Here is a 24,004-nt window from a genome sequence, read left to right as displayed (position 1 = left end):
TCTTGCACAAAGAGACTACCCGAGGAAGGACCGAGGTGTCGGCTCACGACCAGCTGCTGGTCATCATCGACCCGGTCGCCCGCCGAAGTGACGGCGAGTCCGTGCGGATCGCGAAAGATGTGCTGTCGGCGGGCGCGGAAGCGAAGATCTGCCTGCCGGACGACGTCGAGGAATTCGCCCGTGCCCTTGCCCGGCGCGGCTCCCGGCGCCCCGTGGTCCTCGGTGACGACCGCGCGCTGCTCCGCGCGGTGACCCTGCTGCACCGCGAGCGCGAGACGGTCGGCGGGACGCTCTCGCTCGTTCCGATCGGTGCGCCCGACCGGGTGGCGACGGCCCACGCGCTCGGTGTGCCGCCGGGCACCGTCGCCGCGTCCCGGGCCGTCCTCGACGGGACCGTGCGCCGGCTCGACCTGCTCGTGGACGACAGCGACGGCGTCGTCCTCGACCACCTGGACGTGCCCGCGGCGCGCGCCCTCGCCGCCGGCCCTGACGTCGCCCCGGCCCCCGCGGGCGTCTGGGGCACCTGCCGCTCCCTGGTCCGCACCCTGGTCAGGCCCGCTCCGACGGCCCTGGCGGACCGCACCCACCGGCTGCGGGTCGAGGCGGACGGCGTGCTGCTCACCGACCTCGACACCCCGGTCACGGGCCTCACCGCCCGCGCCCTGGCGGGCACGCTCAGCCTGACGCTGCTCCCCGCCGGCTCCCCGCCCGTCCACACCACGGCCCGCACCCTGACGGTGGCCGGCCCCGACTTCCGCTACCGCGCCGACACGACGGTCTCGGGCCCGGTGCGCCGGCGCACCTGGACGGTCCGGACGGGAGCCTGGGGGCTGACGGTTCCGCGCGAGGGCGGCCGGGACGCGTCGTAGGGCGGCGGCCGAGGAACCGGCCCCGCCGAGGAACCGGCCCCCGCCGAGCAACTGGCCCCCGCCGAGAAGCGCCCTTGACGCCTTAGCCTCTGCGTGGAGCCTGGGCATCCAGGCGTACGGGCCTCGGGGGAAACCGGGCGTCCAGGAAGCCGGGCGTCCGGGAAGCCGGGCGTCCGGGAGCCCGTGAGGGCAGAGAGCAGAGGGCGGGGGCGGAGGGGTGGGGTCCGTGGAGGCCGGGGTGGAGTGTGCGCTGGGCCGGGAGGCGACCGCGCGGGCGCTCGGGCGGTACCGGCGGCGGGTGGTGTGGGGCACGGCGGCGGGAGCGGTCCTCGTGGGGCTCGGCCTCGGCTTCGGCCTGCTGCCCGGCGGCCTGCTGCCCGGCGTTCCCGGGGCCGGTGGTCCCGGGGCCGGCGGCGGCACCTGGGCGCGGGACGTGGCCGCCGGGTTGTGCACCGCCGGAGTGCTGATGCTGCTCGTCGGCCTCGGCGCGCTGCGGACCGCGCGGATGATGCGCCGGACGCTGGCGGCGGGACCCTGGTCGGCGCATCCCGCCGTGGCGGTCGTCCGCGGCGGCATGACTCCCGCGACCGTCGTCCTGAGCGACCCCGACGCGGGCCGGGCGTGGCCGCTGGTGGTGGCGGCGACGAGGCAGCGGTACGAGCGGGTGCGGCCGGGCCCCGACGCCGTCCTGTGGTGGTGCGGCGACCCGGGCAGCGGTGGCGTGCTCGCCCCGCCCGGCGGCGCGGAGCTGGTCTGGGCGAGACCGGTACGGGGCCACCACACCCGGCGCCGGGCCGTCGGTCTCGCGGCGGCCGCCGGGCTGCTCGACCGGCCGGCGGCGATGCGGCCGCGGGGCTCCGCCCTACGGCCGGAGGTGCGGCGGACCACGCGTCGGCGGGCGGTGCTGCGGCGCGGGCCGGAGGCCCCCGTGGTGACGGGCGCGGTGACGCACCCGCCCGCTCCCCGGGTCGGCCCCGTCGACGACGCGGCCCGTCCCCCGCTGACGTACGCGACGCTCACCGCCGCCGCCGGGCGGCAGGCCGTCCCACGGTCCGGCCGGCACCGCCCCGAGGCCGACGTGCGCGTCGTGCCGTGGTGGCGGGTGCGCTCGCTGCGCCGGGTGGCGGACCTGCCGAGGACGGCCGCGGGCCTGGTCACCCTCGCGATCGGCTGTGCGGCGCTGCTGCTCCGGCCGGAGGACGCGAGCGTCCAGACGTACGCGGTCGTCGCGATCGGCGCCGGCCTCGTCCTCCACGCCGGCCACCGCCTCCTCACCACCGGCCGCCGTACCGCCCTGCGCCTCGCCGAGGCGGCGCGGTCGCCCGAGGCCGTGCCCGGGCGGTACGCGCTGCTGTCCGACCCGTACGGCGGCACCCCGGTCCTGCTGGTCTTCCCGGCCGGGGACGGCGCCCACAACGCCGCGGACGACCTGCCGGAAGGGGTGCTGCGCCTCTTCTCGCCCGGCCTCCGGCCGCGGACCTGGACGTGGCCGGGGCTGCCCTCGGCCCCCAGCGGCGCCATGGAGCTGCGCGGCGGGACCTCAAGAGCCGGGACCGCGGCCGGGGGCGGTCCGTTCCTCGTCCCGTGGATCGAGGGACGTCCGGTGTGGCCCGTCGGGCCGTACGAGGAGCTGCGGGCGGGCGATCCGGCCGTGCGGGAGTTCCTGGAACGGCTCGCGCCGCCTCAGGTGTCCTCGGCGGACCCGGGTGCCTCGGCGGGCTCGGCTCGCTGAGCTTCCTGGGCGCGCGTCCCCGTCACGTCTCCACGAGGAGCTCCTCGAAGCCCCGGATCACGTAGCCCGGCTTCCACTCCGGCTCGGCCGTCAGTCGCAGCCCAGGCGCCTGCCGGAGCAACTCGCCGAAGACGGCCTGGAGTTCCAGGCGGGCGAGTGGGGCGCCGAGGCAGTAGTGGATGCCGGCGCCGAAGCTGACGTGGGGGTTGTCGGCGCGGCCGAGGTCGAGCCGGCCGGCGGTGGGGCCGAAGCGGGCGGGGTCGCGGTTGGCGGAGCCGAAGAGCAGGGCGACCTCGGCGCCGCGCGGGATGACGACGCCGCCGAGCTCGATGTCGTCGAGGACCCAGCGCTCGAACATCTGGAGCGGTGTGTCGTAGCGCAGCAGTTCTTCCACAGCTGTGGACAACGCCGCTGGATCGTCCGGGTCGGGTCGCACGCCGTGGGTGAGCAGCGTCCGCATGCCGTTCACCGTGGTGTTCACGGTCGCCTCGTGGCCCGCGTTCAGCAGCAGGACACAGGTGGAGATCGTCTCCTGCTCGGTCAGCTCCGCCACGCCCACCAGGCCCGAGATCAGGTCGTCGCCCGGGTCCTTCCGCCGCCGGGCGATCAGCTCCCGCAGGTAGTCGGAGAACTCGATCGAGGCGCGGACCGCGCGGCGGGCCGTCTCCTCCGACGGGTTCAGCTCGAACATCCCGCAGATGTCCGCCGACCACGGCCGCAGCCGCCCCCGCTCCTCGTCGTCCTCGGGGACGCCCAGCATCTCGGCGATCACCGCGACGGGCAGCGGCTCCGCGACGCCGGACAGCAGGTCGCCGCCGCCCTCGGCGACCAGGCGTCCCACCAGGTCAGCGGCCAGCCGCCGTACCGTCGGCGCCAGGTTCTCGACCGTCCGCGGGGTGAACGCCTTCGACACCAGCCGCCGGATCCGGGTGTGGTCGGCCCCCTCCAGGTCGAGCAGCCCGTGGTCGTTGAGGGTGTGGAACGGCTCGTGCGCGGCGTCCGGCGCCTCCCGCCCGAACTCCTCGTGGGTGAACCGGTGGGTGTACGTACGGCCCAGGCGGCGGTCGCGGAGGAGGGCCGACACGTCCTCGTGGTGCGGGACCAGCCACTGGCGGGTGGGCCCGTACCAGTGGGCGCGGCCGGTGGCGCGCAACCGCTCGTAGGCGGGATACGGGTCGGCGACGAACTCCGGGGACCAAGGGTCGAAGGCGGCATCGGCGGCGTCGGCAGCGTCCATGACCGGACGCTACCCCCGGCGGCCGCCGTCGGGGAGCCCCCCGCTCCCGCCGTCAGCCGCCGACCTGGACCAGTCTCGCCTCGTACGCGAAGACCGCCGCCTGCGTGCGGTCGCGCAGGCCCAGCTTCACCAGGATCCGGCTCACATGGGTCTTGATGGTGGACTCGGCGACGACGAGGTGGTCGGCGATCTCGGCGTTCGACAGGCCCTGCGCGATCAGCACCAGGACCTCCGTCTCGCGCTCGGTCAGCTCCCCGACCTGCGCCGTCGCGGGCCGGCTGGGCGACACCTCGGCCGACCGGGCGAACTCGGTGATGAGCCGCTTGGTGACGGTCGGCGCGAGCAGCGCCTCGCCGGCCGCGACGACCCGGACGCCGTCGGCGAGCTGCCGGGCCGAGGCGTCCTTGAGGAGGAAGCCGGAGGCTCCGGCGCGCAGCGCCTGGTACACGTACTCGTCCAGGTCGAAGGTGGTGAGGACGAGCACCTTCGCGTCGGCGTCGGCGGCGACGATCTCGCGGGTCGCGTCGATGCCGTTCATCTCCGGCATGCGGATGTCCATGAGGACCACGTCGGGGCGCAGCGCCGCGACCTGGGAGACCGCCTCGCGGCCGTTGACGGCCTCGCCGACGACCTCGATGTCCGGCATCGCGCCGAGCAGCACCGAGAAGCCCTCGCGGACCATCATCTGGTCGTCGACGATCAGCACCCGGACGGTCATGCGGCGGCCTCCTCACGTGCCACGGGGATGAAGACCGCGACCTCGTAGCCGCCGTCGTCCGTCGTCCCGGCGGTCATCTCGCCGTCGAGCATCGTGACACGCTCGCGCATGCCGGTGATGCCGTGGCCGGCTCCCGGCGACGGCTTGACCAGGCCGCGGGCCGGGCCGTTGACGACGCGGACGCCGAGGCCGCCGAGGACGTACGACACCTCGACCGTGGCGGGGGCGCCGGGCGCGTGGCGCAGCACGTTCGACAGCGCCTCCTGCACGATCCGGTACGCGGAGAGCTCGACGCCCTGCGGCAGCTCCCGTACGGAGCCGGTCACGGTCTTCGTGACGTCGAGGCCGGCCTCGCGGACGTTGCCGACCAGGCCGTCCAGGTCGGCGAGGGTCGGCTGCGGCGCGTCGGGCGCCTCGTAGTTCTCGGCCCGTACGACCCCGAGGACGCGGCGCAGCTCGGTGAGCGCGGCGACGGCGTTCTCGCGGATGGTGGCGAAGGCCTGCTCCAGCTCCGGCGGCGGGTTCTCCACCCGGTACGGCGCGGCCTCGGCCTGGATCGCGACGACCGACATGTGGTGGGCGACGACGTCGTGCAGCTCGCGGGCGATGGTGGTGCGCTCCTCCAGGAGCGTCCGCTTCGAGCGTTCGACGGCGGTCACGGTCTGCTGGGCGGTGACCTCGCGGGCGGCCTCGCGGCGTACCTGGAAGGTCGTGACGAGGAGGAGGGCGATGCCGGCGGTGAAGAGCAGCGGCACGGCGTCGCTGGGGCCGGCGCCGACCCGGAGGAAGACCTGGACGAAGAACGCGTACCCCGCGGTGACCAGCCACATCCAGCCGGCGGTGCGCGGCCTGGTGCGCATCGCGACGACGACCAGGACGAAGAGGTGCATGGCGAAGAAGTGCGGCGGCCACGGCCAGCCGTCGTCGGAGCCGCCGACGAGGCCGAGGACCGGCGTCGAGGCGAGCGAGGCCCAGAAGGCGAGCACCGGCCGGATCAGGGTGAGCAGCACGATCGCCGCGGGCACCCCGGCGTAGACGACGGTGAACGGCCCGAAGGCGTCGGGGGCCGCCTCGCCCCCGAGGGCGAAGACGATCAGGGCGAGGAAGCCGACGGCGAGGTGCGGCAGCACGCCGAATTCGTCGCGTATCCGCGCCGGGAGGATCCGGAGCGGTCCGCGCGTCACGTCCATGCGGGGCAGCGGGCGGTAGGCGAAGGCGTCGGTGACGAGGTCGGCCCGCAGACCGCCGAGCGCCTTCAGCGTCAGGCGGAGCTCGGGGCTGCGGCTCGTTTCGGTGGTCCGGGTCGAAGTCACGCGTCCACGGTACGGCCGCACCGCGAGCCGGTCGTCCGGCTCGAAGGGGATCCTCCGGGATCCGTCTTGAGGACTACCCGGCGCCCGCCCGGTGGCTACCAGGCCAGCTGGGCGATCTCCTCCGCCACCACCGCGCACGCGTCGGCCGACGGGTCGATCAGGGGGAAGTGGCCGACCTCCTCCAGGAGCGTGCAGCCGACCGTCTCGCCCGCCTTGGCGGCGGCCTCGGCGTAGGACTCGGCGACGGCGGGCGGGACGACGACGTCGTCGCGGCCCTGGACGACGGTGGTGGCGATGCCGGTGGGCAGCAGCAGGGACGGGTCGGCGTGCGGCGCGCGCGCCGCGAAGTCGTCGCCGTCGCCGAGGAGTTCGGTGACCGCGTCGCCGCACACGCCGAGCTCGACGGCGCGGTCGAGGTGCGCGATCGGGGCGAGCGCCACGACGCCGCGCAGGGCGGGCGGGGCCGGCAGGCGCCAGGGCGAGCCCGCGGGCAGGACGTGGCGGGCGGCGGCCCACAGGGCGAGGTGGCCGCCCGCGGAGTGGCCGGTGAGCACGATGCGCCGCGCGTCGGCCTGCGGCAGGTGTGCCGCGGCCAGTTCGGGCACCGCGTCCATCGCGGCGGCGACGTCGTCGAAGGTCTCCGGCCAGCGGCCGGCCACCGGGGCGGCGCCGCCCTGCCGCGGGATGTCGCTGCCGCGCCGGTACTCGACGCTGGCGACGGCGAAGCCGCGCCGCGCCAGGAAGTCCACGAAAGGAGTCAGGTGCCGCCGGTCGTACGGGGCCCGCCAGGCGCCGCCGTGCAGGGCGATGACCAGCGGCGCGTTCGTCCGGCCGTCGCGCGGCGCGTAGAAGTCGACGACCTGGTCGGGGTGCGCGCCGTACGCGGCGGAGGCGTCCGGGTCGACGGCCGGGTGCGAGAAGGCCGACGCTTCCTCGGCGGCGTCGCGCGCGGCGGGGTCCGGCATGCTGCTTCCAACCTCTCCTCAGACGGGGCCGATTGATGATCCCGTCGGCCTGACCTGCGGGGACGGTACCAGGAGTACGGGCCCCGCAGATCAGGCGATCAGGTGATGATCAGGCCCCTGCCGGAGGGATGTCCGCGAGGACGTCCGCGAGGGTGCGGGCCGCCCGTTCCGCGTCGGCGAAGCCCACGTACAGCGGGGTGAAGCCGAAGCGCAGGATGTCGGGGCGGCGCAGGTCGCCCACGACGCCCCGCCGGATCAGCTCCGCCATGACGGCCGGTGCCTCGGCGCAGCGCAGCGCGACCTGGCTGCCCCGCTCCGCGTGCGCCTCGGGCGTGACCGCCGTGACGCGGCCCCCGGGGGCGTACGCCCGGACGCACTCCAGGAAGAAGTCCGTGAGGGCGAGGGACTTGGCCCGTACGTCCTCGATCCGGACGCCGTCCCACACGTCGAGCGCGGCCTCCAGGGCCAGCATGGACAGGATGTCGGGCGTGCCGACCCGGCCCCGCGCGGCGCCGTCGGCGGCCCGGTAGCCCGGGGTCATGCCGAACGGGTCGGCGTGCGAGTTCCAGCCGGGCAGCGGCGAGTCGAAGCGGTCCTGGTGGCGCTCGGCGACGTACAGGTACGCGGGCGCGCCGGGGCCGCCGTTGAGGTACTTGTACGTGCAGCCGACGGCCAGGTCCACGCCGTGCGCGTCGAGGCCGACCGGCAGGGCGCCGGCGCTGTGGCACAGGTCCCAGACGGCGAGCGCGCCGGCCTCGTGGAGGGCGGCGGTGATGCCGGGCAGGTCCTGGAGCCGGCCGCTGCGGTAGTCGACGTGGTTGACCAGGGCGAGCGCCGTGCGGTCGGTGACCGCGCCGGGTATCCCGGCCGGGTCGAGCGGCACGATCCGGTGACCCGTGAGGCGCGCCGCGGACTCGGCGATGTACCCGTCCGTGGGAAAGGTCGTCGCGTCGACGAGGATCTCGTCGCGTCCCCCGTCCGCGAGACGGGTGGCGGCGACGACCGCCTTGAAGACGTTCACGCTGGTCGAGTCGCCGACCACGATCTGGCCCTCGGCGGCGCCGACGAGCGGGGCGATCCGGTCGCCGATCCGCTCGGGCGCGGTCCACCAGCCGGACTCGTCCCAGGAGCGGATGCGCAGCTCGCCCCACTGGCGGGCGACGACGTCGGCCAGGCGGGCGGGGACGTGCGCGGGCAGCGCGCCCAGCGAGTTGCCGTCCAGGTAGACGCCGGCGTCCTCCTGGCCGGAGCCGCCGCCGAGGGCGAACTTCTCGCGGTGCTTGCCGAGTTCGTCGGCGGCGTCGAGTGCGCGGGCGCGTGCCGCGAGGTCCGCGGCGGAGGCGGAGACGGAGGCGGATGCGGCCGCGGTGGCGGTGGTGGGCTCAGACATGGCTGCGCGCCGTCCACAGCTCGGGGAACACGTTCTTCTGCGCGCGCTTCTCCAGCCAGGCGACGCCCGCGGAGCCTCCGGTGCCGGTCTTGGCACCCATGGCGCGCCGGGTGGCGACCAGGTGGTCGTTGCGCCAGCGCCACACCAGTTCGGCGACGTCGCTCAGGGCCTCGCCGAGGCGCACGAGTTCGCCGTTCTGGTCGGGGTCGGCGTAGATCCCGGCCCAGATCCGCTCGACCTCCGCGGAGGGCTCGTAGCGCAGTGCGAGGTCACGGCCGAGGACCTCGGCCGGGACGGGCAGGCCGCGCCGGGCGAGCAGCCGCAGCGTCTCGTCGTACAGGCTGGGCTCCTGGAGCGCCTTCTCGAGCTCGGCGTGGACGCGGGGGGCGCCGCGGTGCGGCACCAGCATGGACGCCGACTTCTCGCCGAGCAGGAACTCCATGCGCCGGTACATCGCCGACTGGAAGCCGGAGCCCTCGCCGAGGGCGCCGCGGTAGGCGTTGAACTGGGCGGGAGTGAGCTGGGCCAGCGGACGCCAGGAGTGGTTGAGCGCCTCCAGCTCGCGGACGGAGCGCTTGAGCGCGTCCATGGCGACGGGCAGGTCGTCGCGGCGCAGTGCGTGGCTCGCGGTCTCCCACTCGTGGACGATCACCGTGAACCACAGCTCCATGACCTGGGTGGTGACCAGGAAGACCATCTCGCCGGGGTCGTCCGAGCGGAGGTGCTGGAGGTGGGTGAGGACGTCCGCCTGGACGTAGTCCTCGTACGGCGTGGTGCCCGCGAAGTCGAGGTTCGGCGCGTCGTTGACCGCACCGGCTCCGGAGGCATCGGGAGAACCTGGAAAGGTCGACATTTCTGTCTCCTCGATACGAACTACCGGGTAGCGGTCCGCTCCTTTCGTGTGACGACGGAGCCCCGGTCCCCTCGGGCGACCCGCTTCGGCGCACGCCGCCCACGCGCATCATGACACGAGCGGGCCCTCGATGTAGATCCCTTCTTCGTCATACGGATACGCGTTCGAACGACACCCCTTCAGGCCCTTGATCTGCTGCATCATGACCGGCGCGGGCCTGCCCTGGCCCGGGCAGCCCATGTGCTGCCGGATGCCGATCTCGTGCCCGACCTCGTGGTTGATGATCAGGTGGCGGTACTCGTGGGGCGGGCCGGCGAAGGTCGGCGAGCCGAGCATCCAGCGCCTGAGGTTCACGACGACGCCCTCGGTGGTCTCGCAGTTCAGCTCGCCGCGGGTGTCCATGCCGTGGGCGGCGCAGAGCTTGTCCGCCGTGTCCGGCGTGGCGATCCGGATGACGAAGTCGGCGTCGTCGGTGACCAGCTGGAAGCGCCCGCGGCCGTGCGCGGCCCAGCCGCGCGGGTGGGCCAGGATCCGTTCGATCTCGGCGGCGGCCTCCTTGGCGGAGACATCGACGCCGTCCTCGACCTGCACGCGGTAGCGGCGCAGCTGCCCGCCGGCGCCGACGGGCTCGCCGACGGCCCGGGCGGTGGTGAAGGTGCCGGGGCCGGAGCGGGGCACGTCCGTCTTCTCCGGGGAAGCCTCGGGCTTCGGCTTCTGCGCCGGCCTCTTCGGCGGGGGCTTCGGCGCGGGCGGGGGCGGGGGCTTCGCGGTCGTCGTCGCGGTCGGGGCCTCCGCCGTGGTGGGCGGGGCCGTCACCGGCTCCGGCGGCGCGGCGGCGAGCCCGTCCCACCGCCCCTCGTAGTGGGCGAGTGCGGCTCCGCAGCCCAGCGACACGAGGGCGAGCGCGAGCACCGGCGGTACGAGCCGGCCCCGGCCCCGCCGTCTCCCCGTCCTGCGTCGGCGGCGGCTCTGCTGCGCGGCACGCTTGCCCAAGACAGACTTCTCCCCTGCGTGCGTCGGGGTGGGGCGAGGAAGACTGGGCCTCGGCGCGCCGACGGCTCGGTGTGCGGTCCGGTGGATCGTATTCCACCGACTCGAACGCGCTCGAACACTCGCGGGCGGCTGTTACAGCATGGGTGCACAAGGGCCGGTCAGGGGCGCGGTGCGTCCCGTACGGGTCACGTACGGTCACGGGCACGGCGCCCCTGGGGCCTGCGGGCGGGGCGGCCGGGGCCGGGCGTCAGCCCAGGGTGTCGGCCGCCGTCGCCGACGAGTCGCGCAGGAACGTCGTGCAGCGCTCGTGCTCGTCCTTCTCGCCGATCTCGCCGGCCGCGCGGGCCAGCGCGTGCAGCGCCCGCAGGAAGCCGCGGTTCGGCTCGTGCTCCCACGGCACCGGGCCGTGGCCCTTCCAGCCGTTGCGCCGCAGGGCGTCGAGGCCCCGGTGGTAGCCGGTGCGGGCGTAGGCGTAGGACTCGATCACCCGGCCGCTCTCGTACGCGTCGTCGGCGAGCTGCGCCCACACGAGCGAGGAGGTCGGGTACTTCGCCGCGACGTCGGCCGGCGCGGCCCCGCTCGCCAGGAGCTCACGCGGCTCCGGGTCGTCGGGCAGGTGGGTGGGGGACGGTCCCCCCAGCAGGTTCTCGTGGATGGCCATGGGGCCAGTCTGCCTCAGGCTCAGGAGCTGTCCTCCGGATCCCGCCTTCCGCCGCCCGTTCCCGGGGGCTTCTCCTCCCGCCGCCCGGCCGTCCCCTCGCCCCGGCCGGCCCTCTCCGCCGTGCTCCCCGGGTCCAGCGGCGGCGCCGTCACGCCGCAGTGGACCTTGCAGCCGGGGTGGCAGTCCGCGTGGGCCGGGGCGCGCAGGGTGAACCAGGCCAGGACCGCGCCCGCCACCAGGACGCCCGCGAGAATCGGCATCGCCCGCCGGAAGGTCGCCCCGAACTCCGCCGCCGAACGGTACGCCTCCGGGCCCATGCCCACGAGCAGCGGCAGCGCGGCGACCGCGATCAGGCCCGCCGCCCGGGCCGCCGCGTTGTTGATGCCGCTGGCCAGGCCCGCCCGGGAGACGTCCACGGAAGCCAGCACGGTCGCGGTGAGCGGGGCCACCAGGGTCGTCATGCCGAGCCCGAGCACCAGCATCGCGGGCAGCACGTCCGTCAGGTAGGAGGCGTCCTCGCCGGCCCGCAGCATCAGCAGCATCCCCGCCGCGCACACCAGCGGCCCCACGGTCAGCGGCAGCCGCGGCCCGGTCTTCTCGCCCAGCTCGCCGGACTTCGCCGACAGCAGCAGCATCAGGACGGTCGTCGGCAGCAGCGCCGTTCCGGCGGCGAGCGCCGAGTAGCCGGAGACCACCTGCAGCTGGAGCGCGGCCAGGAAGAAGAAGCCGCTGAACGCCGCGTACACGCACAGCGTCACCACGTTCACCGCGGTGAACGTCCGCGAGCCGAAGATCGACAGCGGCATCATCGCGTCCTCGCCACGGCGCCGCTCCACCACCACGAACCCCGCGCCGACCGCCGCACCCGCCACGCCCGGCCACCAGGTCGCCGCGATCAGCGCGTACGTGACGAGCCCGAGCGCCGCCGCCCCCAGGACCGCGCCGAGTACGTCGAAGCGGCCGCGCGCCGTCGAGTCCCGGGACTCCGGGACGTGCCGCAGGGCCACGGGCACGCAGACCAGCGCGAGCGGAACGTTCAGCAGGAACACCCACCGCCAGCCGGGCCCGTCCACCAGCCAGCCGCCGACGAACGGGCCGACCGCCGCGCCCACGCCGCCGAAGCCCGACCACAGGCCGACCGCCCGCGCCCGGTCGTCCTCGTGGAAGCTCGACTGGATCAGCGCCAGCGAGCCGGGCGTCAGGAGCGCCCCACCGACGCCCTGGAGGGCGCGGGCGGCGACGAGCACGCCGGCGTTCGGGGCGAGCCCGCACAGCAGCGAGGCGATCGCGAACCACACCACGCCGATCACGAAGACCCGGCGCCGTCCGTAGCGGTCGCCGAGCGATCCGCCGAGCAGGATCAGGCCCGCGAGGGTGAGCATGTAGGCGTTGACGGTCCACTGCAGAGCGGCCAGGTCGGCGTTCAGGTCGTCGCCGATGTGGGGCAGGGCCACGTTGACGACGGTGGAGTCGAGCAGCGCCATCCCCGAGCCGAGGACGGTCGTGAGGACCACCCACCGCCCGGTCGCCGATGCCAGCCGGATGCCCGGGCCCGGTGCCGGTACCGATGCCGCGCCCGCCGAGTCGGTCATGCCTGCATGGTCCCGCGAACCGGCCGCCCCCGCAGCCGCTGCCGACCGGTGACGCCCGGGCCGGACGCGCCGCCCCGGCGCCGCGGCCGTCGGGCGCACGGCCCCCACCGGCCCCCACGGCAGCCACCCCCGGTCGGCACCGGCCCCGTATCCGCCGTCCCGGCCCCGAGGCCTCAGCCCCGCAGCCGCCTCGCCGCGCTCACCAGCGCGGACACTCCACGGTCGGCCTTGGCGCGCGGGCAGCCCAGGTTGAGGCGGACGAAGCCCGGGGTGCCGTAGACGCTGCCCGGCATGATCGCGACCTTCTCGGCGGTCACCAGCTCTTCCTGGAGCGCCGCCTCGTCGAGGCCCAGCGGACGCAGGTCGATCCAGGCAAGGTAGCCGGCCTGCGGCGGGGTCCAGTGGACGTCGGGGAGGCCGGTGGCGAGCCGCTCCCGGACCAGGGCCATGGTGTCGGCGACGTAGCCGCGCAGCGCGTCCAGCCAGGGTGCGCCGTGCCGGTAGGCGGCGACGTGCGCGGTGAGGGAGAGCACCGCCGGGGAGGCCAGGCCCTCGCCGGTCTCCATGCGCCGGACGAACGCGGCCCGTTCGTCCGGGTCGCCGAGGAAGCCGTACGAGCCGGAGAGGGCGGGAAAGTTGAACGTCTTGCTGCCGGAGGTGACGAGCGCCCAGCGCCGGCCCCGCCCCGGCTCGGCGACGGCCGTCCACGGGATGTGGCGGTGGCCCTCGGCGGTGAGGTCGGCGTGGATCTCGTCGCTGACGACGGCGGCGCCGTGCCGCTCGGCGAGCCGCGCGAACTCCTTCAGCTCCTCCTCGCGCCACACCCGGCCGGTCGGGTTGTGCGGGGAACAGAGCAGCAGCATCCGGCTGCCGGGCCGGGCGAGCTCCCGCTCCAGGGCGTCGGGGTCGCCGACGGGGACGCCGCGCAGTTCACGGCCGAGGCCGGTGACCACCTTGCGGAAGCCGTCGTAGGTGGGTGTGTGGACGACGACGCCGTCGCCGGGCTCCGTCCACATGTGGAGGAGCTGGGAGAGCTGGCTGAGCACGGAGGGCGCGTAGACCATCGCCTCGGGGTCGACGGCGGTGCCGTGGCGGCTCGCGTACCAGTCCCGTACGGCCTCGCGGAACTCGCCGAGGCGCCAGTCGGTGTAGCCGAACACGCCGTGGTCGATCCGCTCGCGCAGCGCGCCGAGCACGGCCGGCGGGGAGGCGAAGTCCATGTCGGAGACGGTGAAGGGCACCAGGTCGGGGACGCCGAGCCGGTCGGCGAGACCGTCCCACTGGACCGATGCCGTCCCGCGCCGGTCTATGGCGCGGTCGAAGTCGAACACCACGGGTCGTACCTCCAGAGAGGGAGCAGGAGCGCGGACGGGGAAACGGGGCCGGCCGCGCGGACCGAAACGGGTACGGCGAAGGGCCCGGCGCCGTCCTCGTGGCGCCGGGCCCTCCGTCCTGCAGAGCGCTTACTTCAGCTTGGTGCCGGCCGAGCGCAGCGCCGCGCACGCCTCGACGACACGCGTGGCCATGCCGGCCTCGGCGAGCTTGCCCCAGGTGCGCGGGTCGTAGGTGGACTTCTTGCCGACCTCGCCGTCGACCTTCAGGACACCGTCGTAGTTCTTGAACATGTGGTCCGCCACCGGACGCGTGAAGGCGTACTGCGTGTCGGTGTCGAGGTTCATCTTCACCACGCCGTTCTCGAGGGCGGTGGCGATCTCCTCCGCGGTCGAGCCGGAGCCGCCGTGGAAGACGAAGTCGAACGGGGAGGCCTTGCCGAACTTCTCGGCGACGCCCGCCTGGAGGTCCTTGAGCAGCTCGGGGCGCAGCACGACGTTGCCCGGCTTGTAGACGCCGTGGACGTTGCCGAAGGACGCGGCCAGCAGGTAGCGGCCCTTCTCGCCCAGGCCCAGGGCCTCGGCGGTGCGGATGGCGTCGTCGACGGAGGTGTACAGCTCGTCGTTGATCTCGTGGCTGACGCCGTCCTCCTCGCCACCGGTCGGGGTGATCTCGACCTCGAGGATGATCTTGGCGGCGGCGGCCTTGGCGAGCAGCTCCTGGCCGATGGCCAGGTTGTCGGCGAGGGTCTCGGCGGAGCCGTCCCACATGTGCGACTGGAACAGCGGGTTGCGGCCGGCCTTGACGCGCTCGGCGGAGATGTCGAGCAGCGGACGGACGTAGCCGTCCAGCTTGTCCTTGGGGCAGTGGTCCGTGTGCAGCGCGACCGTGATGTCGTACTTCGCGGCGACGATGTGCGCGAACTCGGCCAGGGCGACGGCGCCCGTGACCATGTCCTTGTTGTGCTGGCCGCCCAGGAACTCGGCGCCACCGGTCGAGATCTGGATGATGCCGTCGCTCTCGGCCTCCGCGAAGCCGCGCAGGGCGGCGTGGAGCGTCTGCGACGAGGTGACGTTGATGGCCGGGTAGGCGAACTTGCCTGCCTTCGCCCGGTCGAGCATCTCGTTGTAGACCTCGGGGGTTGCGATGGGCATTCGTCCGCTCCTTGTGATGTGCGGGTGTGTGCGTTGCTGTCCCTGACCTGGGGGGCGACGTCATCGTCGCCCCCATCCTTCCAGACTCTTGTCCGGGCTCCCACAGGCCCGGCACGGCGAAGGGCGGGGTGTTTCACGTGAAACACCCCGCCCTTCGGAAAAACAGCAGGTCAGGAGGGTCTCATACGAGGCCCGGGACCCAGGTCACGACTTCGGGGCGATACCTCCGATGACTACGCCAGGCCGAGCTCGTCCAGCGCGAACGCGGAGAGGTACGGCACCCCGGCCGTCGTGCTGATCTTCTCGCCGGCGCCCGTGGCCCGGTCGACGATCGTCGCGACGGCCACGACCTCGGCGCCCGCCGCGCGCGCCGCCTCGACGGCGGTCAGCGGCGAGCCGCCGGTCGTCGAGGTGTCCTCGACGATCAGGACCCGGCGGCCCTTGATGTCCGGGCCCTCGACCTGGCGCTGCATGCCGTGCGCCTTGGCGGCCTTGCGGACCACGAAGGCGTCCAGGCGCTTGCCGCGCGCGGCGGAGGCGTGCAGCATCGAGGTCGCGACCGGGTCGGCGCCCAGGGTCAGACCGCCGACCGCGTCGAAGTCCAGGTCCTCGGTCAGTTCGAGCATGACCTGGCCGACGAGCGGCGCGGCCGCACCGTCGAGCGTGATCCGGCGCAGATCGACGTAGTAGTCGGCCTCAAGACCCGACGAGAGGGTCACCTTGCCGTGCACCACGGCCTTGTCCTTGATCTGCTGGAGCAGCTCAGCGCGTACGTCAGTCATGCTCACGAGCTTAAAGCCCGCCCGCTCACAGACCGCGCCAGCTCCAGGTGGTCGCGGCCTCCAGCGGGTCGATCGGGGTGACCAGCCGCGGGTGGGTGTTGAGGCCGTTCGGCGGGCCGGTCTGCGGCTCGACGCAGACGGCGTCGGCGGGCTCGTCGTAGATCACGACCCACTCGGCGCGGCTGGTGACGCGCAGCTCCAGCCGGCCCGGCCAGGTGAGGGTGACGTCGACGCCGTCCGGCATGCCGAAGCAGTCGTCCCAGGGCCGGGGCAGGGGGTCGATCCGGCGGCCGGTGGGGAGGTGGTCCTCGCCGCGCTCCTCCTGCCAGGCAGGACGGAAACCGAGCTCGACCTCGGGACCGGCCGGTCCGTCCGGGCCGTCCGGCCCGTCGAGCGTCCTCCGGAACCAGGGGTGCCAGCCGACCTGTGCCGGAAAGGAGTCCGCGAGGGTCTCGACGCCCAGCCGGAGGGTGAGGGAGTCCTCGGTCAGTTCGACGGTGTGGGTGACCTTGCCGGTGTACGGCCAGGGGTCGGCGAGGTCGGTGACGAAGGCGGCCGTCGTCCCGGTGGCGTGGGCCGTTTTCCACGGGACGTCACGGACCGTGCCGTGCAGCGCGTGCGGGGCCGCGTGCTCGCTGATGGGCAGCTGGTGGACCTCGCCTCCGTTGCGGAAGCGCCCGTTTCCGGTCCGGCCCGCCCACGGCGCCATCACGAAGCAGCCGTGGCGCGCTCCCTGGAGCAGCACCTCGGTGCCTCCGATACGAAGGCTGTCGATCCGGCAGCCGTGCTCCGGATCGATGGTCAACTCGGCGTCACCGGCCGTCAGTCGCGTCAGATTGCTCACGCCCCCGAGCCTAGGGGGTCTGTCGCCGAGACGGCGGGCGGTCAGCGGCGGCGGCGCATCACGCGGGTGACGACGACGGCCGAGGCGAGGGCGAGCGCCGCCGCGGGGGCGATCCAGCGCAGGGTCGCGGAGGCGCCGGAGGCCTCGGCTGCCGGGACCGGCGCGTAGCGTCCGCGCGGCGGGGCGTGGTCGACCTCCTCCGCGCTGCGTCCGATCATGGTCCGCCGGGCGTGCGCGGCCTCGGCGGGCTGGGCGGCGGCGCCCGCGAAGTCGCCGGTCCCGGCCCGGGTCTCGTCCGTCGCCCCGGGGATCTCCTCCACCGCGTCGAGGTCCTCGCCGTCGAGGTCGCCGGCGTCGACGCCGTCGGCACCGACGCGGTCGACGTCCTCGTCGCGGTCGGACCGCTCGTCGCGGTCGAATTCCTCGTCGGCGCGCGGGTCCAGGGACGGCGGGGGCACCGGCGCGTCGAACACGGAGGAACGGCCGGGCTCCTCCACACCGTCGTCGACGCCGTCGTCATCGCTGTCACCGGCGTCATCGCTGTCACCGGCGGCATCGCTGTCACCGTTGGCTTCGCTGTCACCGTCGGCACCACTCTCACCGTCGGCGTCGCTTCCGGCGGCGGCGTCGTTTCCGGCGGCGGCGTCGTTTCCGGCGGCGGAAACAGCGGCGTCCGCGTCGGCGCCCGCCCGCGCCGCCCGGCCGGCGGCCGCCGCGCGCGCGGCCTCCGCCGCCTCCGCCGCTTCGGCCCTGGCCTCGGCCGCCTGCTCCGCCGCGACCTCCGCCTCCACGTCCGCGACCGCGGACAGGGCCTCCGCGAAGCGGTCGAGCAGGCGGGCGCCCGCCGTGGTCCTGGCCTCCGTGCCGGCGTCGGCGAGCCGGCCGGCCGCCGTGACCGCGCCGCTGAAGGCGATCGTGGTGCCGTCGGCCACCGGGGTGAGCGTGAGGGCCAGCGTGAGCGCCGCGGTGCCCTTGCCGCGGACCTCGATGCCCTCGCCCTCGACGGCGAAGCGACCGCCGCGCGCGGCGATCCGCAGGGCGCCCCGGTAGGTGATGGTGTTGCCGGCGACGCGGATCCTCAGCCGGCCGGCGAGCGGGCCGCCCTCCCCGTCGGCGTCCCGCTGGAAGCCGGGGATGCAGCGCGCCACCCGGGCGGGGTCCTTCAGCGTGGCGCGCAGGACCTCGGCCGGGACCGGGACGAACACCTCATGCTCCATGGAAGCCGAGCCTACTCAGGCCCGGCCCGCCCGTCGCCTGTTCGCACCCCATCGGCTCGCCCTTCACCGGATCCCCCTCAGTAGCGCGGGTGCACGAGCGTCGAGGGCGGCAGGCCGGTCGCCGTGTCCGTACGGGTGCGCTCCACGCGGCTCACGCCCTCGGTCAGGGTGCCCGTGGTCAGCGAACGGAGCCGGGGTGCGGTGGCGTCGAGGCCCAGCACGGGCGGGCTCGGACCGGGCGCGGCGAGCAGGAAGCCCCACTCCCCCTCGCCGGGCGCGGCGGCGGTGGAGCGGCCCGCCCGGTCGGGCCCGCCGGTCAGACCGGAGGCGCGGCCGTCGAAGCCGTACGGGCGGGTGGCGAAGCCCGCCGCCCGGAGGGTCGCGTCGACCGTCCAGTACGTACGGGGGCGGGCGGCGGCCGATCCGGCGTGCACCACGAGCCGCCCGACGTCGCTGAGCGCCCCGGCGGCGAGTCCGTAGAACTCCTCCGAGTAGAGCTTGGCGCTGGGGGTGATGCCGGGGTCGGGAAGGTCGGAGATCACCACGTCGTACCGTTCCTGCACGGGCCGGGACCGGCGCAGCCAGGTGAAGGCGTCTCCGTGGACGACGGTCACGCGCGGGTCGCCGAAGGCGTTGCCGTTGAGCGCGGCGAGGTCCGGGTCGGTGCGGGCGAGCCGGACGACGCCGGGGTCGAGCTCGACGACGGTGACCGCGCGGACGTCCGGGTAGCGCAGCACCTCGCGGGCGGCGAGCCCGTCGCCGCCGCCGAGGATCAGCACGCGCGCGTGCGGCCCGTTCATCGCCGGGTGGACCAGCGCCTCGTGGTACCGGTACTCGTCCTGGCCGCCGACCCGGAGCCGGCCGTTCAGGAACAGGTCGGGCGGGCCGCCCTGTTCGCCGGTCACCACCACTTCCTGGAGGTCGGTGTGGACGGCGACCCGGATGCTGTCGCCGTAGACCGCGCGGCGCGCCGCCTCCTCGAAGTCGTCGACGAGGAGGGTCGCGGTGGCGAGGACGGCGAGCACGGTGACGTTGGCGCCGATGAGCAGGGTCCGCGAGCGGGTCGTCAGGTCGTGCCGGAACAGCCAGAGCACGAGGCCGCCGCCCGCCACGGCGTTCACGGCGCCGGTGACCAGCGCGCCGGTGAGCTGGCCGAGCCAGGGCAGCAGCAGGAAGGGGAAGGCGAGTCCGCCGACGAGCGCGCCGACGTAGTCGGCGGCGAACAGGTCGGCGACGGTCCCGGCGGCGTCCTGCCCCTCCCGCCGCCCGGCCCCGCCCCGGCCCTCGTCCCCGCCGGAACCCTCGCCGTCGCCAGAATCCTCGCCATCGCTAGAACCCTCGGCCCCGCCAAGGCCCTCGCCCCCGCCGCCCCCACCGGCCGCGCCCTGCCCGCGGGTCGACTCCGCGCGCTGGATGAGCGACATGAGCAGCGGGATCTCCGCGCCGATCAGCACGCCGATGGCCAGCGAGAAGGCCACCAGCACGTACCGCGACTCGCCGAGCCAGGCGAAGGCCGCGTACAGCACCATCGCCGAGCAGCCGCCGATCAGCGCCAGACCGCCCTCGACCAGTCCGAAGCCGACCGCCGCGCGGCAGCGCAGCCGTTTGGCGAGCAGCGAGCCGACGCCCATCGCGAAGACCATGACGGACAGCACGACGGACGCCTGCGTGACCGAGTCGCCGATCAAGTACGAGGCGAGTGCCACCAGTTCGAGCTCGTAGACCAGTCCGCAGGCGGCGCACACGAAGACCACCGCCAGGACCGGGTACCGCACCGCGCCCGGCCGCACGGGCAGCCGCGCCGCCCGCTTGGGAGGCAGGGGCATGGTCACGGGCGGGTCGATCATGTCGGTAACGCTACGTCACACACCTATCGCCGCCTGTCACCCACACGAGTGCACCTGAGGCATGTGTACGGCGCGTCAGAGCGAAGCGGGCATACGGGCCCCGATCTGCGTCCGGGTCACCACCAGCTGCCCTTCCTGCGGGTACGCGTGCCAGGTGCGCCACCGCACCTGGCCCTCGTGGCGCTGCGCCAGCATCGCCGTGAAGGCGTGCGGCGAGCCGGGGAAGGTCCCCGCGAGGCCGTGCGGATGGTCGGCGACGAGCGCGAGCAACTCCTGGGCGCGGCCCGCGAACGAGCCCCGGGTGAGGGTCTCGACGCGCGCCGCGAACTCGTACTCCCACTCGCCGACGCGCTTGGACACGCCCAGCGGCAGCGGCGTGCTGCTGCCGGGCATGCAGGCCACGGTCTCCGAGCAACTGCGGTCCTCCTCCTCGAGGAGGACCTGGTGGGAGGCGCCGAGCAGCCGCAACTGCATCTTGGCTCCGGCGAGTTCGAGATCGAGCACGGCGAGCGCCGGCAGCGGGTCGCGCCCCAGCGCCCAGGCGAGGTCGGCCGCGCGGGTGTCGGTGTAGGAGGTCTTCAGGGTCGTGAGCATGGATCGGCTCCGCAAACACGGTTTGACGGGTGGGCCGGGGGCGTCCCGGTGAAGCGTTCTACCGGGAGTGGGGATCGCCGGCTCGGGTCCACACACGGTCCGAGGGCTGGATGTTCTCGACAGCGAGGGAATCATGAACCGCGGGTAGCTCACAGCGTTTTTACCCAACTTGACGTGGTTTCCATCCCCTCGGGGGCCCCACGGTTCAACTGTTCAGTGGGAATCGTTCGCATGATTCCCACAAACACCCAACGGAACGGCCTCCGCGGGCCGTTGCCCCGGGACACCATCCCGCCGCGCCCCCCACCACCCCGCCCCGCACCTCCCGCCGGACCGCGCCCTCCCCCGGACCGCGCACTCCCCCGGACCGCGCCCTCCCGCCGGGCCCGCGGCCGGCCCCGGCCGGCCGCGTCCCTCCCGTCGCTTCTGTCGCCCCTGTCGGCTCCGTCGCCTCCGTCGGCCCCGGTGTTCAGTCGCCGCCGCCTCCGCCGCAGCCGCCGCCACCGCACGAGGACGAACCGCACGACGAGCTGCTGCAGCCGCCACCCGTCGTACCGCCACCGCCCCAGCCGCCGCGGCGCCGCCGGCGCCGCCGCGAGCTCGCGCGCGAGGCCGCCGAGAAACCGACGATCACCATGATCACCACGGCGATGCCCACCACAACTTCCATGTCGTCCCCCGTCAGTGAGAAGGATTCCTTCCGCCCGCGTCGGCCCCGTCGCCACGCCGACGCTCCGAGCCCCGTCGGCTCTGCGACGGGGATGCCCGCCCCCGACCGCGCCCAAAGCGCACTTGAGCAAGTCCAGAGCTTCGCCCCAGGATGGCGGGCATGACACGACCGCTGCTCAACCGACGGCTCGCGGAGTTCGGGACCACCATCTTCGCCGAGATGTCCGCGCTCGCCGCCCGGACCGGTTCGATCAACCTGGGCCAGGGCTTCCCCGACACCGACGGCCCCGAGGAGATCCGCGAGGCCGCCGTCCGCGCGCTGCGCGAAGGCCGCGGCAGCCAGTACCCGCCGGGCCCCGGCGTCCCCGAGCTGCGCGCGGCCGTCGCCGAGCACCAGCAGCGCCGCTACGGACTCGCGTACGATCCCGACAGCGAGGTGCTGGTCACCGCCGGCGCCACCGAGGCCATCGCCGCCGCGCTGCTCGCGCTGGTCGAGCCCGGGGACGAGGTGATCGCCCTGGAGCCGTACTACGACTCGTACGCCGCGTGCATCGCCATGGCCGGCGGCACCCGGGTGCCGGTCACCCTCCGCCCGCACGAGGGCGCCTTCGTGCTCGACCTGGACGAACTGCGGGCCGCGGTCACCGACCGGACCCGGCTGATCCTGCTCAACACCCCGCACAACCCCACCGGCACCGTGCTCGACCGCGCCGAGCTGACCGCGATCGCCGAACTCGCCCGGGAACGCGACCTGCTGGTCGTCACCGACGAGGTGTACGAGCACCTGGTCTTCGACGGCGCCGAACACGTGCCGATCGCGGGCCTGCCGGGCATGCGCGAGCGCACCGTGACCATCGGATCGGCCGGCAAGACGTACTCCTTCACCGGCTGGAAGGTCGGCTGGGCCACCGGCCCACGTGAACTCGTGACCGCCGTCCGGACCGCCAAGCAGTACCTGACGTACGTCAGCTCGGGCCCGTTCCAGTACGCCATCGCCGAGGCACTGCGCCTCCCGGACACGTACTACGACGGCCTCCGCGCCGACCTGCAACGCAAGCGCGACCTGCTCGGCGACGGCCTTCGGGCGGCCGGCTTCGAGGTCTACCGACCCCAGGGCACGTACTTCATCACCACCGACATCACGCCCTTCGGCGAGAAGGACGCCTACGCCTTCTGCCGCGCCCTCCCCGAACGCTGCGGCGTCGTCGCCATCCCCAACTCCGTCTTCTACGACGACCCCGATGCCGGCCGCAGCCAGGTCCGCTTCGCCTTCTGCAAGCGGAAGGAACTCTTGGATGAGGCAGTAGCCCGTCTCAAGCGACTCGCCCCCTGAACAGGGTCCCCCTCGCCCGCCTGCTCGAGCCGGGCGGGGCCGCCCGGCCGTACGGGCGGGCGCGCGGATAGGGTCCCCCTCGCCCGGCCGCCCGGTCGGGCGACGTTCCCTGGGGGGTACCCGCACATGTCCGCACCGAAGTTCCGGCCGAGCCGCAGATCGGCGCTCCTCGCCCTCGCCGGCGCGACCGCCGGAGGCGCGCTGCCGCCGGTCGCGGCGCCGGCCGCCGCCGCGGCGGACACGCCTGCGGCCCTGCCGTGGGCGGAGCCGTCCGCCCCGACCGTGCCCGGCGCCCGCATGCCGATGCTGATCGACCCGACCGATCCCTGGCACTTCACTCCGCGCCCGGCCGGAGCACTGGCCACCCGGGCGATCGCCGGCGGTCTGGAGGTCTCGGACGGCGGGGGCGTGCTGGCGACCCTGACGACCGGGGCGCGGACGGTGACCGTGCGCGGTCCGAGGCGCTGGTTCACCGAGCAGAAGCGGCGGGTCGAGGACTCCTTCTCGCGGGAGCTGACCGGCGGCACCACGGGCTGGGGCACGTCCCCGGACGGCGGCACCTGGTGGCCGAACTCGAAGGACGACGCCCACGTCGCGGACTACAAGGTCACCGCCGGGCGGGCGGCCGTCACGCTCTCCGCGACCGGCTCCAGCCGCCACGCCTACCTCTCCGACAAGGGCCTCGGCGACGTCCGGGCCCGCGCCCGTTTCTCCTTCACCCAGGTGCCCGTCGGCGCGCCCCTGTCGCTGGCGCTCACCTTCTCCCTGAAGAGCCTCGACACCCACTACCGCGCCCGGCTGGTCGTCACCCCGGCCCGGGAGGTCCAGCTCGTCCTGGAGAAGGCCCTGGACAACGTGGTCACGGTGCTGGGCGCGCCCGTCACCGTCGGCACCGGCTTCGCCGCGTACGACCACTGGTGGGTGCAGGCCGAGAAGACCGGCGACGTGCTGCGCGTCCGCGCCTGGAAGCACGGCGTGGCCGAGTCGGCGCTCCCGGCCTGGACCCACAGCCTGCGCGATCCCGACGGCACCACGGCCCTCGGCGCGGGTGCCGTCGGCGTCCGGGCGTACGCGAACAGCGGCGCCCAGACCGGGGTGGAGGCCCGGGTGTACGACTTCCTCGTCGAGGAGGCCTCGTGGACGGACCCGCCGGTCGTCACCCACGACACCTGGGTACGGGTCCTGCCGGAGCCCTTCGACGGCACCTGGACGCCCGAGCTCGAACAGCGCGTCCGCGCCTGGGCGGGCGACCTCTCGCCCGACGCCCTCGCCCACGCGGCGATGTTCCTGCCGTACGCGTCCTCGGTCACCGACCCGGCGCGCGGCGGCGCGAAGGTGCTGGGGCCGTCCCTGTACAGCAGGCCGGACCCGGTGACGGGGCTGCGGACGGTCGGGGCCGACTTCCAGGAGTACGCCGGGATCAGCTGGACCTTCCCCGGCTTCCCGGCGCGCGCCCCGGAGGCGGAGTTCCTGGGATGCCTCGACTGCTCGGGCTTCGTCCGGATGGTCTACGGCTACCACATGGGCATTCCCCTGCTCCACGAGAGCGCGGCACCCGACGGGCACGGCCTGCCGCGCACCTCGGCGCAGCAGTCGGCCGCGGGCCCCGGCGTGAAGATCGCCGACGGCGGCACCGGCACCGTCCCGCCGCTCACCGGGCTGCGCATCGGTGACACGGTCTTCTTCGACACCGACGAGGACTCGGACGCGGGCGGGCACATCGGCATCTACCTGGGCCCGGACCAGTACGGGAAGCGGCGTTTCGTCTCCAGCCGCAAGACGCCGAACGGGCCCACCATGGCGGACGTCGGCGGCAAGTCGATCCTCGACGGCACGCCGGCGTCGGAGACGGCCAAGGGCGACCTGTACACCAACACGCTGCGGGTGATCCGCCGCTTCTGACGGGCGC

Annotated in this window: 21 protein-coding genes; 4 read left to right on the top strand and 17 right to left on the bottom strand. The window is 74.5% G+C overall.

Annotation, left to right across the window (positions count from 1 at the left end; all coding sequences use genetic code 11):
* Positions 1-35 precede the first annotated feature (35 nt).
* Entirely contained in the window at positions 36-869 is an 834-nt protein-coding gene (locus ESG85_RS29970) for a diacylglycerol kinase (protein ID WP_128984317.1), read from the top strand.
* A 238-nt stretch (positions 870-1,107) separates the two neighbouring features.
* Entirely contained in the window at positions 1,108-2,601 is a 1,494-nt protein-coding gene (locus ESG85_RS29965; RefSeq protein WP_128984316.1) for a hypothetical protein, read from the top strand.
* 22 nt (positions 2,602-2,623) lie between these two features.
* Here ESG85_RS29965 and ESG85_RS29960 read toward each other — a convergent pair whose 3' ends face one another.
* The 17 genes from ESG85_RS29960 to ESG85_RS29880 all read right to left on the bottom strand — a co-directional run bounded on the left by ESG85_RS29960 (position 2,624) and on the right by ESG85_RS29880 (position 20,763).
* A complete protein-coding gene (locus tag ESG85_RS29960; RefSeq protein WP_128984315.1) occupies positions 2,624-3,838 on the bottom strand; it encodes a cytochrome P450 in 1,215 nt (404 codons plus the stop codon).
* 52 nt (positions 3,839-3,890) lie between these two features.
* Positions 3,891-4,556 (bottom strand): response regulator, encoded by a 666-nt coding sequence (locus ESG85_RS29955; RefSeq protein WP_128984314.1) that lies wholly within the window; start codon positions 4,554-4,556, stop codon positions 3,891-3,893.
* A complete protein-coding gene (locus ESG85_RS29950) occupies positions 4,553-5,869 on the bottom strand; it encodes a sensor histidine kinase (RefSeq protein WP_128984313.1) in 1,317 nt (438 codons plus the stop codon). The genes ESG85_RS29955 and ESG85_RS29950 overlap by 4 nt, the downstream gene beginning before the upstream one ends.
* 95 nt (positions 5,870-5,964) lie before the next feature.
* Positions 5,965-6,834: an alpha/beta hydrolase gene (locus ESG85_RS29945; protein WP_128984312.1), complete on the bottom strand. Its 870-nt coding sequence runs from the start codon at positions 6,832-6,834 to the stop codon at positions 5,965-5,967.
* Positions 6,835-6,943: 109 nt separating this feature from the next.
* Entirely contained in the window at positions 6,944-8,224 is a 1,281-nt protein-coding gene (gene kynU / locus ESG85_RS29940; RefSeq protein ID WP_128984311.1) for a kynureninase, read from the bottom strand.
* Positions 8,217-9,077 (bottom strand): tryptophan 2,3-dioxygenase, encoded by an 861-nt coding sequence (locus ESG85_RS29935; protein WP_128984310.1) that lies wholly within the window; start codon positions 9,075-9,077, stop codon positions 8,217-8,219. Before ESG85_RS29935 ends, kynU begins: the two co-directional genes overlap by 8 nt.
* A 108-nt stretch (positions 9,078-9,185) precedes the next feature.
* Entirely contained in the window at positions 9,186-10,070 is an 885-nt protein-coding gene (locus tag ESG85_RS29930; protein ID WP_128984309.1) for a DUF3152 domain-containing protein, read from the bottom strand.
* A gap of 247 nt (positions 10,071-10,317) precedes the next feature.
* On the bottom strand, positions 10,318-10,731 hold the full coding sequence (locus ESG85_RS29925) for a DUF3151 domain-containing protein (RefSeq protein ID WP_128984308.1): 414 nt from the start codon (positions 10,729-10,731) through the stop codon (positions 10,318-10,320).
* A 20-nt stretch (positions 10,732-10,751) separates the two neighbouring features.
* Positions 10,752-12,323 (bottom strand): MFS transporter, encoded by a 1,572-nt coding sequence (locus ESG85_RS29920; protein ID WP_128984307.1) that lies wholly within the window; start codon positions 12,321-12,323, stop codon positions 10,752-10,754.
* Between the two features lie 173 nt (positions 12,324-12,496).
* Positions 12,497-13,654 (bottom strand): MalY/PatB family protein, encoded by a 1,158-nt coding sequence (locus tag ESG85_RS29915; protein ID WP_128984460.1) that lies wholly within the window; start codon positions 13,652-13,654, stop codon positions 12,497-12,499.
* A gap of 132 nt (positions 13,655-13,786) precedes the next feature.
* Positions 13,787-14,809 carry a class II fructose-bisphosphate aldolase gene (gene fbaA / locus ESG85_RS29910; protein WP_128984306.1) on the bottom strand — a complete coding sequence of 341 codons (1,023 nt, stop codon included), beginning with the start codon at positions 14,807-14,809 and terminating at the stop codon, positions 13,787-13,789.
* A 233-nt stretch (positions 14,810-15,042) separates the two neighbouring features.
* Positions 15,043-15,591, bottom strand: coding sequence for an orotate phosphoribosyltransferase (gene pyrE / locus ESG85_RS29905; RefSeq protein WP_128984305.1), 549 nt, complete (start codon positions 15,589-15,591; stop codon positions 15,043-15,045).
* A gap of 25 nt (positions 15,592-15,616) precedes the next feature.
* Positions 15,617-16,435 carry an aldose epimerase family protein gene (locus ESG85_RS29900; RefSeq protein WP_128984304.1) on the bottom strand — a complete coding sequence of 273 codons (819 nt, stop codon included), beginning with the start codon at positions 16,433-16,435 and terminating at the stop codon, positions 15,617-15,619.
* A gap of 41 nt (positions 16,436-16,476) precedes the next feature.
* A complete protein-coding gene (locus ESG85_RS29895; protein ID WP_128984303.1) occupies positions 16,477-17,652 on the bottom strand; it encodes an SRPBCC family protein in 1,176 nt (391 codons plus the stop codon).
* A 77-nt stretch (positions 17,653-17,729) separates the two neighbouring features.
* Positions 17,730-19,499, bottom strand: a complete 1,770-nt coding sequence (locus ESG85_RS29890; RefSeq protein WP_246095393.1) for a spermidine synthase — start codon at positions 19,497-19,499, stop codon at positions 17,730-17,732.
* A gap of 75 nt (positions 19,500-19,574) precedes the next feature.
* A complete protein-coding gene (locus ESG85_RS29885; RefSeq protein ID WP_128984302.1) occupies positions 19,575-20,093 on the bottom strand; it encodes a DUF2617 family protein in 519 nt (172 codons plus the stop codon).
* Between the two features lie 469 nt (positions 20,094-20,562).
* Positions 20,563-20,763, bottom strand: coding sequence for a hypothetical protein (locus ESG85_RS29880; RefSeq protein WP_128984301.1), 201 nt, complete (start codon positions 20,761-20,763; stop codon positions 20,563-20,565).
* Positions 20,764-20,913: 150 nt separating this feature from the next.
* Here ESG85_RS29880 and ESG85_RS29875 point away from each other — a divergent pair, with 150 nt between their 5' ends.
* Together ESG85_RS29875 and ESG85_RS29870 are read left to right on the top strand one after the other, a co-directional pair.
* A complete protein-coding gene (locus ESG85_RS29875; protein ID WP_128984300.1) occupies positions 20,914-22,095 on the top strand; it encodes a pyridoxal phosphate-dependent aminotransferase in 1,182 nt (393 codons plus the stop codon).
* Positions 22,096-22,221: 126 nt separating this feature from the next.
* Positions 22,222-23,997, top strand: a complete 1,776-nt coding sequence (locus ESG85_RS29870) for an NlpC/P60 family protein (protein ID WP_128984299.1) — start codon at positions 22,222-22,224, stop codon at positions 23,995-23,997.
* The last annotated feature ends 7 nt before the right edge of the window (positions 23,998-24,004 follow it).

The sequence above is a fragment of the Streptomyces roseicoloratus genome (genome assembly GCF_004117935.1).
GTDB classification, from domain to species: domain Bacteria; phylum Actinomycetota; class Actinomycetes; order Streptomycetales; family Streptomycetaceae; genus Streptomyces; species Streptomyces roseicoloratus.
Note: the sequence above shows the minus strand (reverse complement) of the source record. Positions and strands in the feature narration are given on the sequence as shown.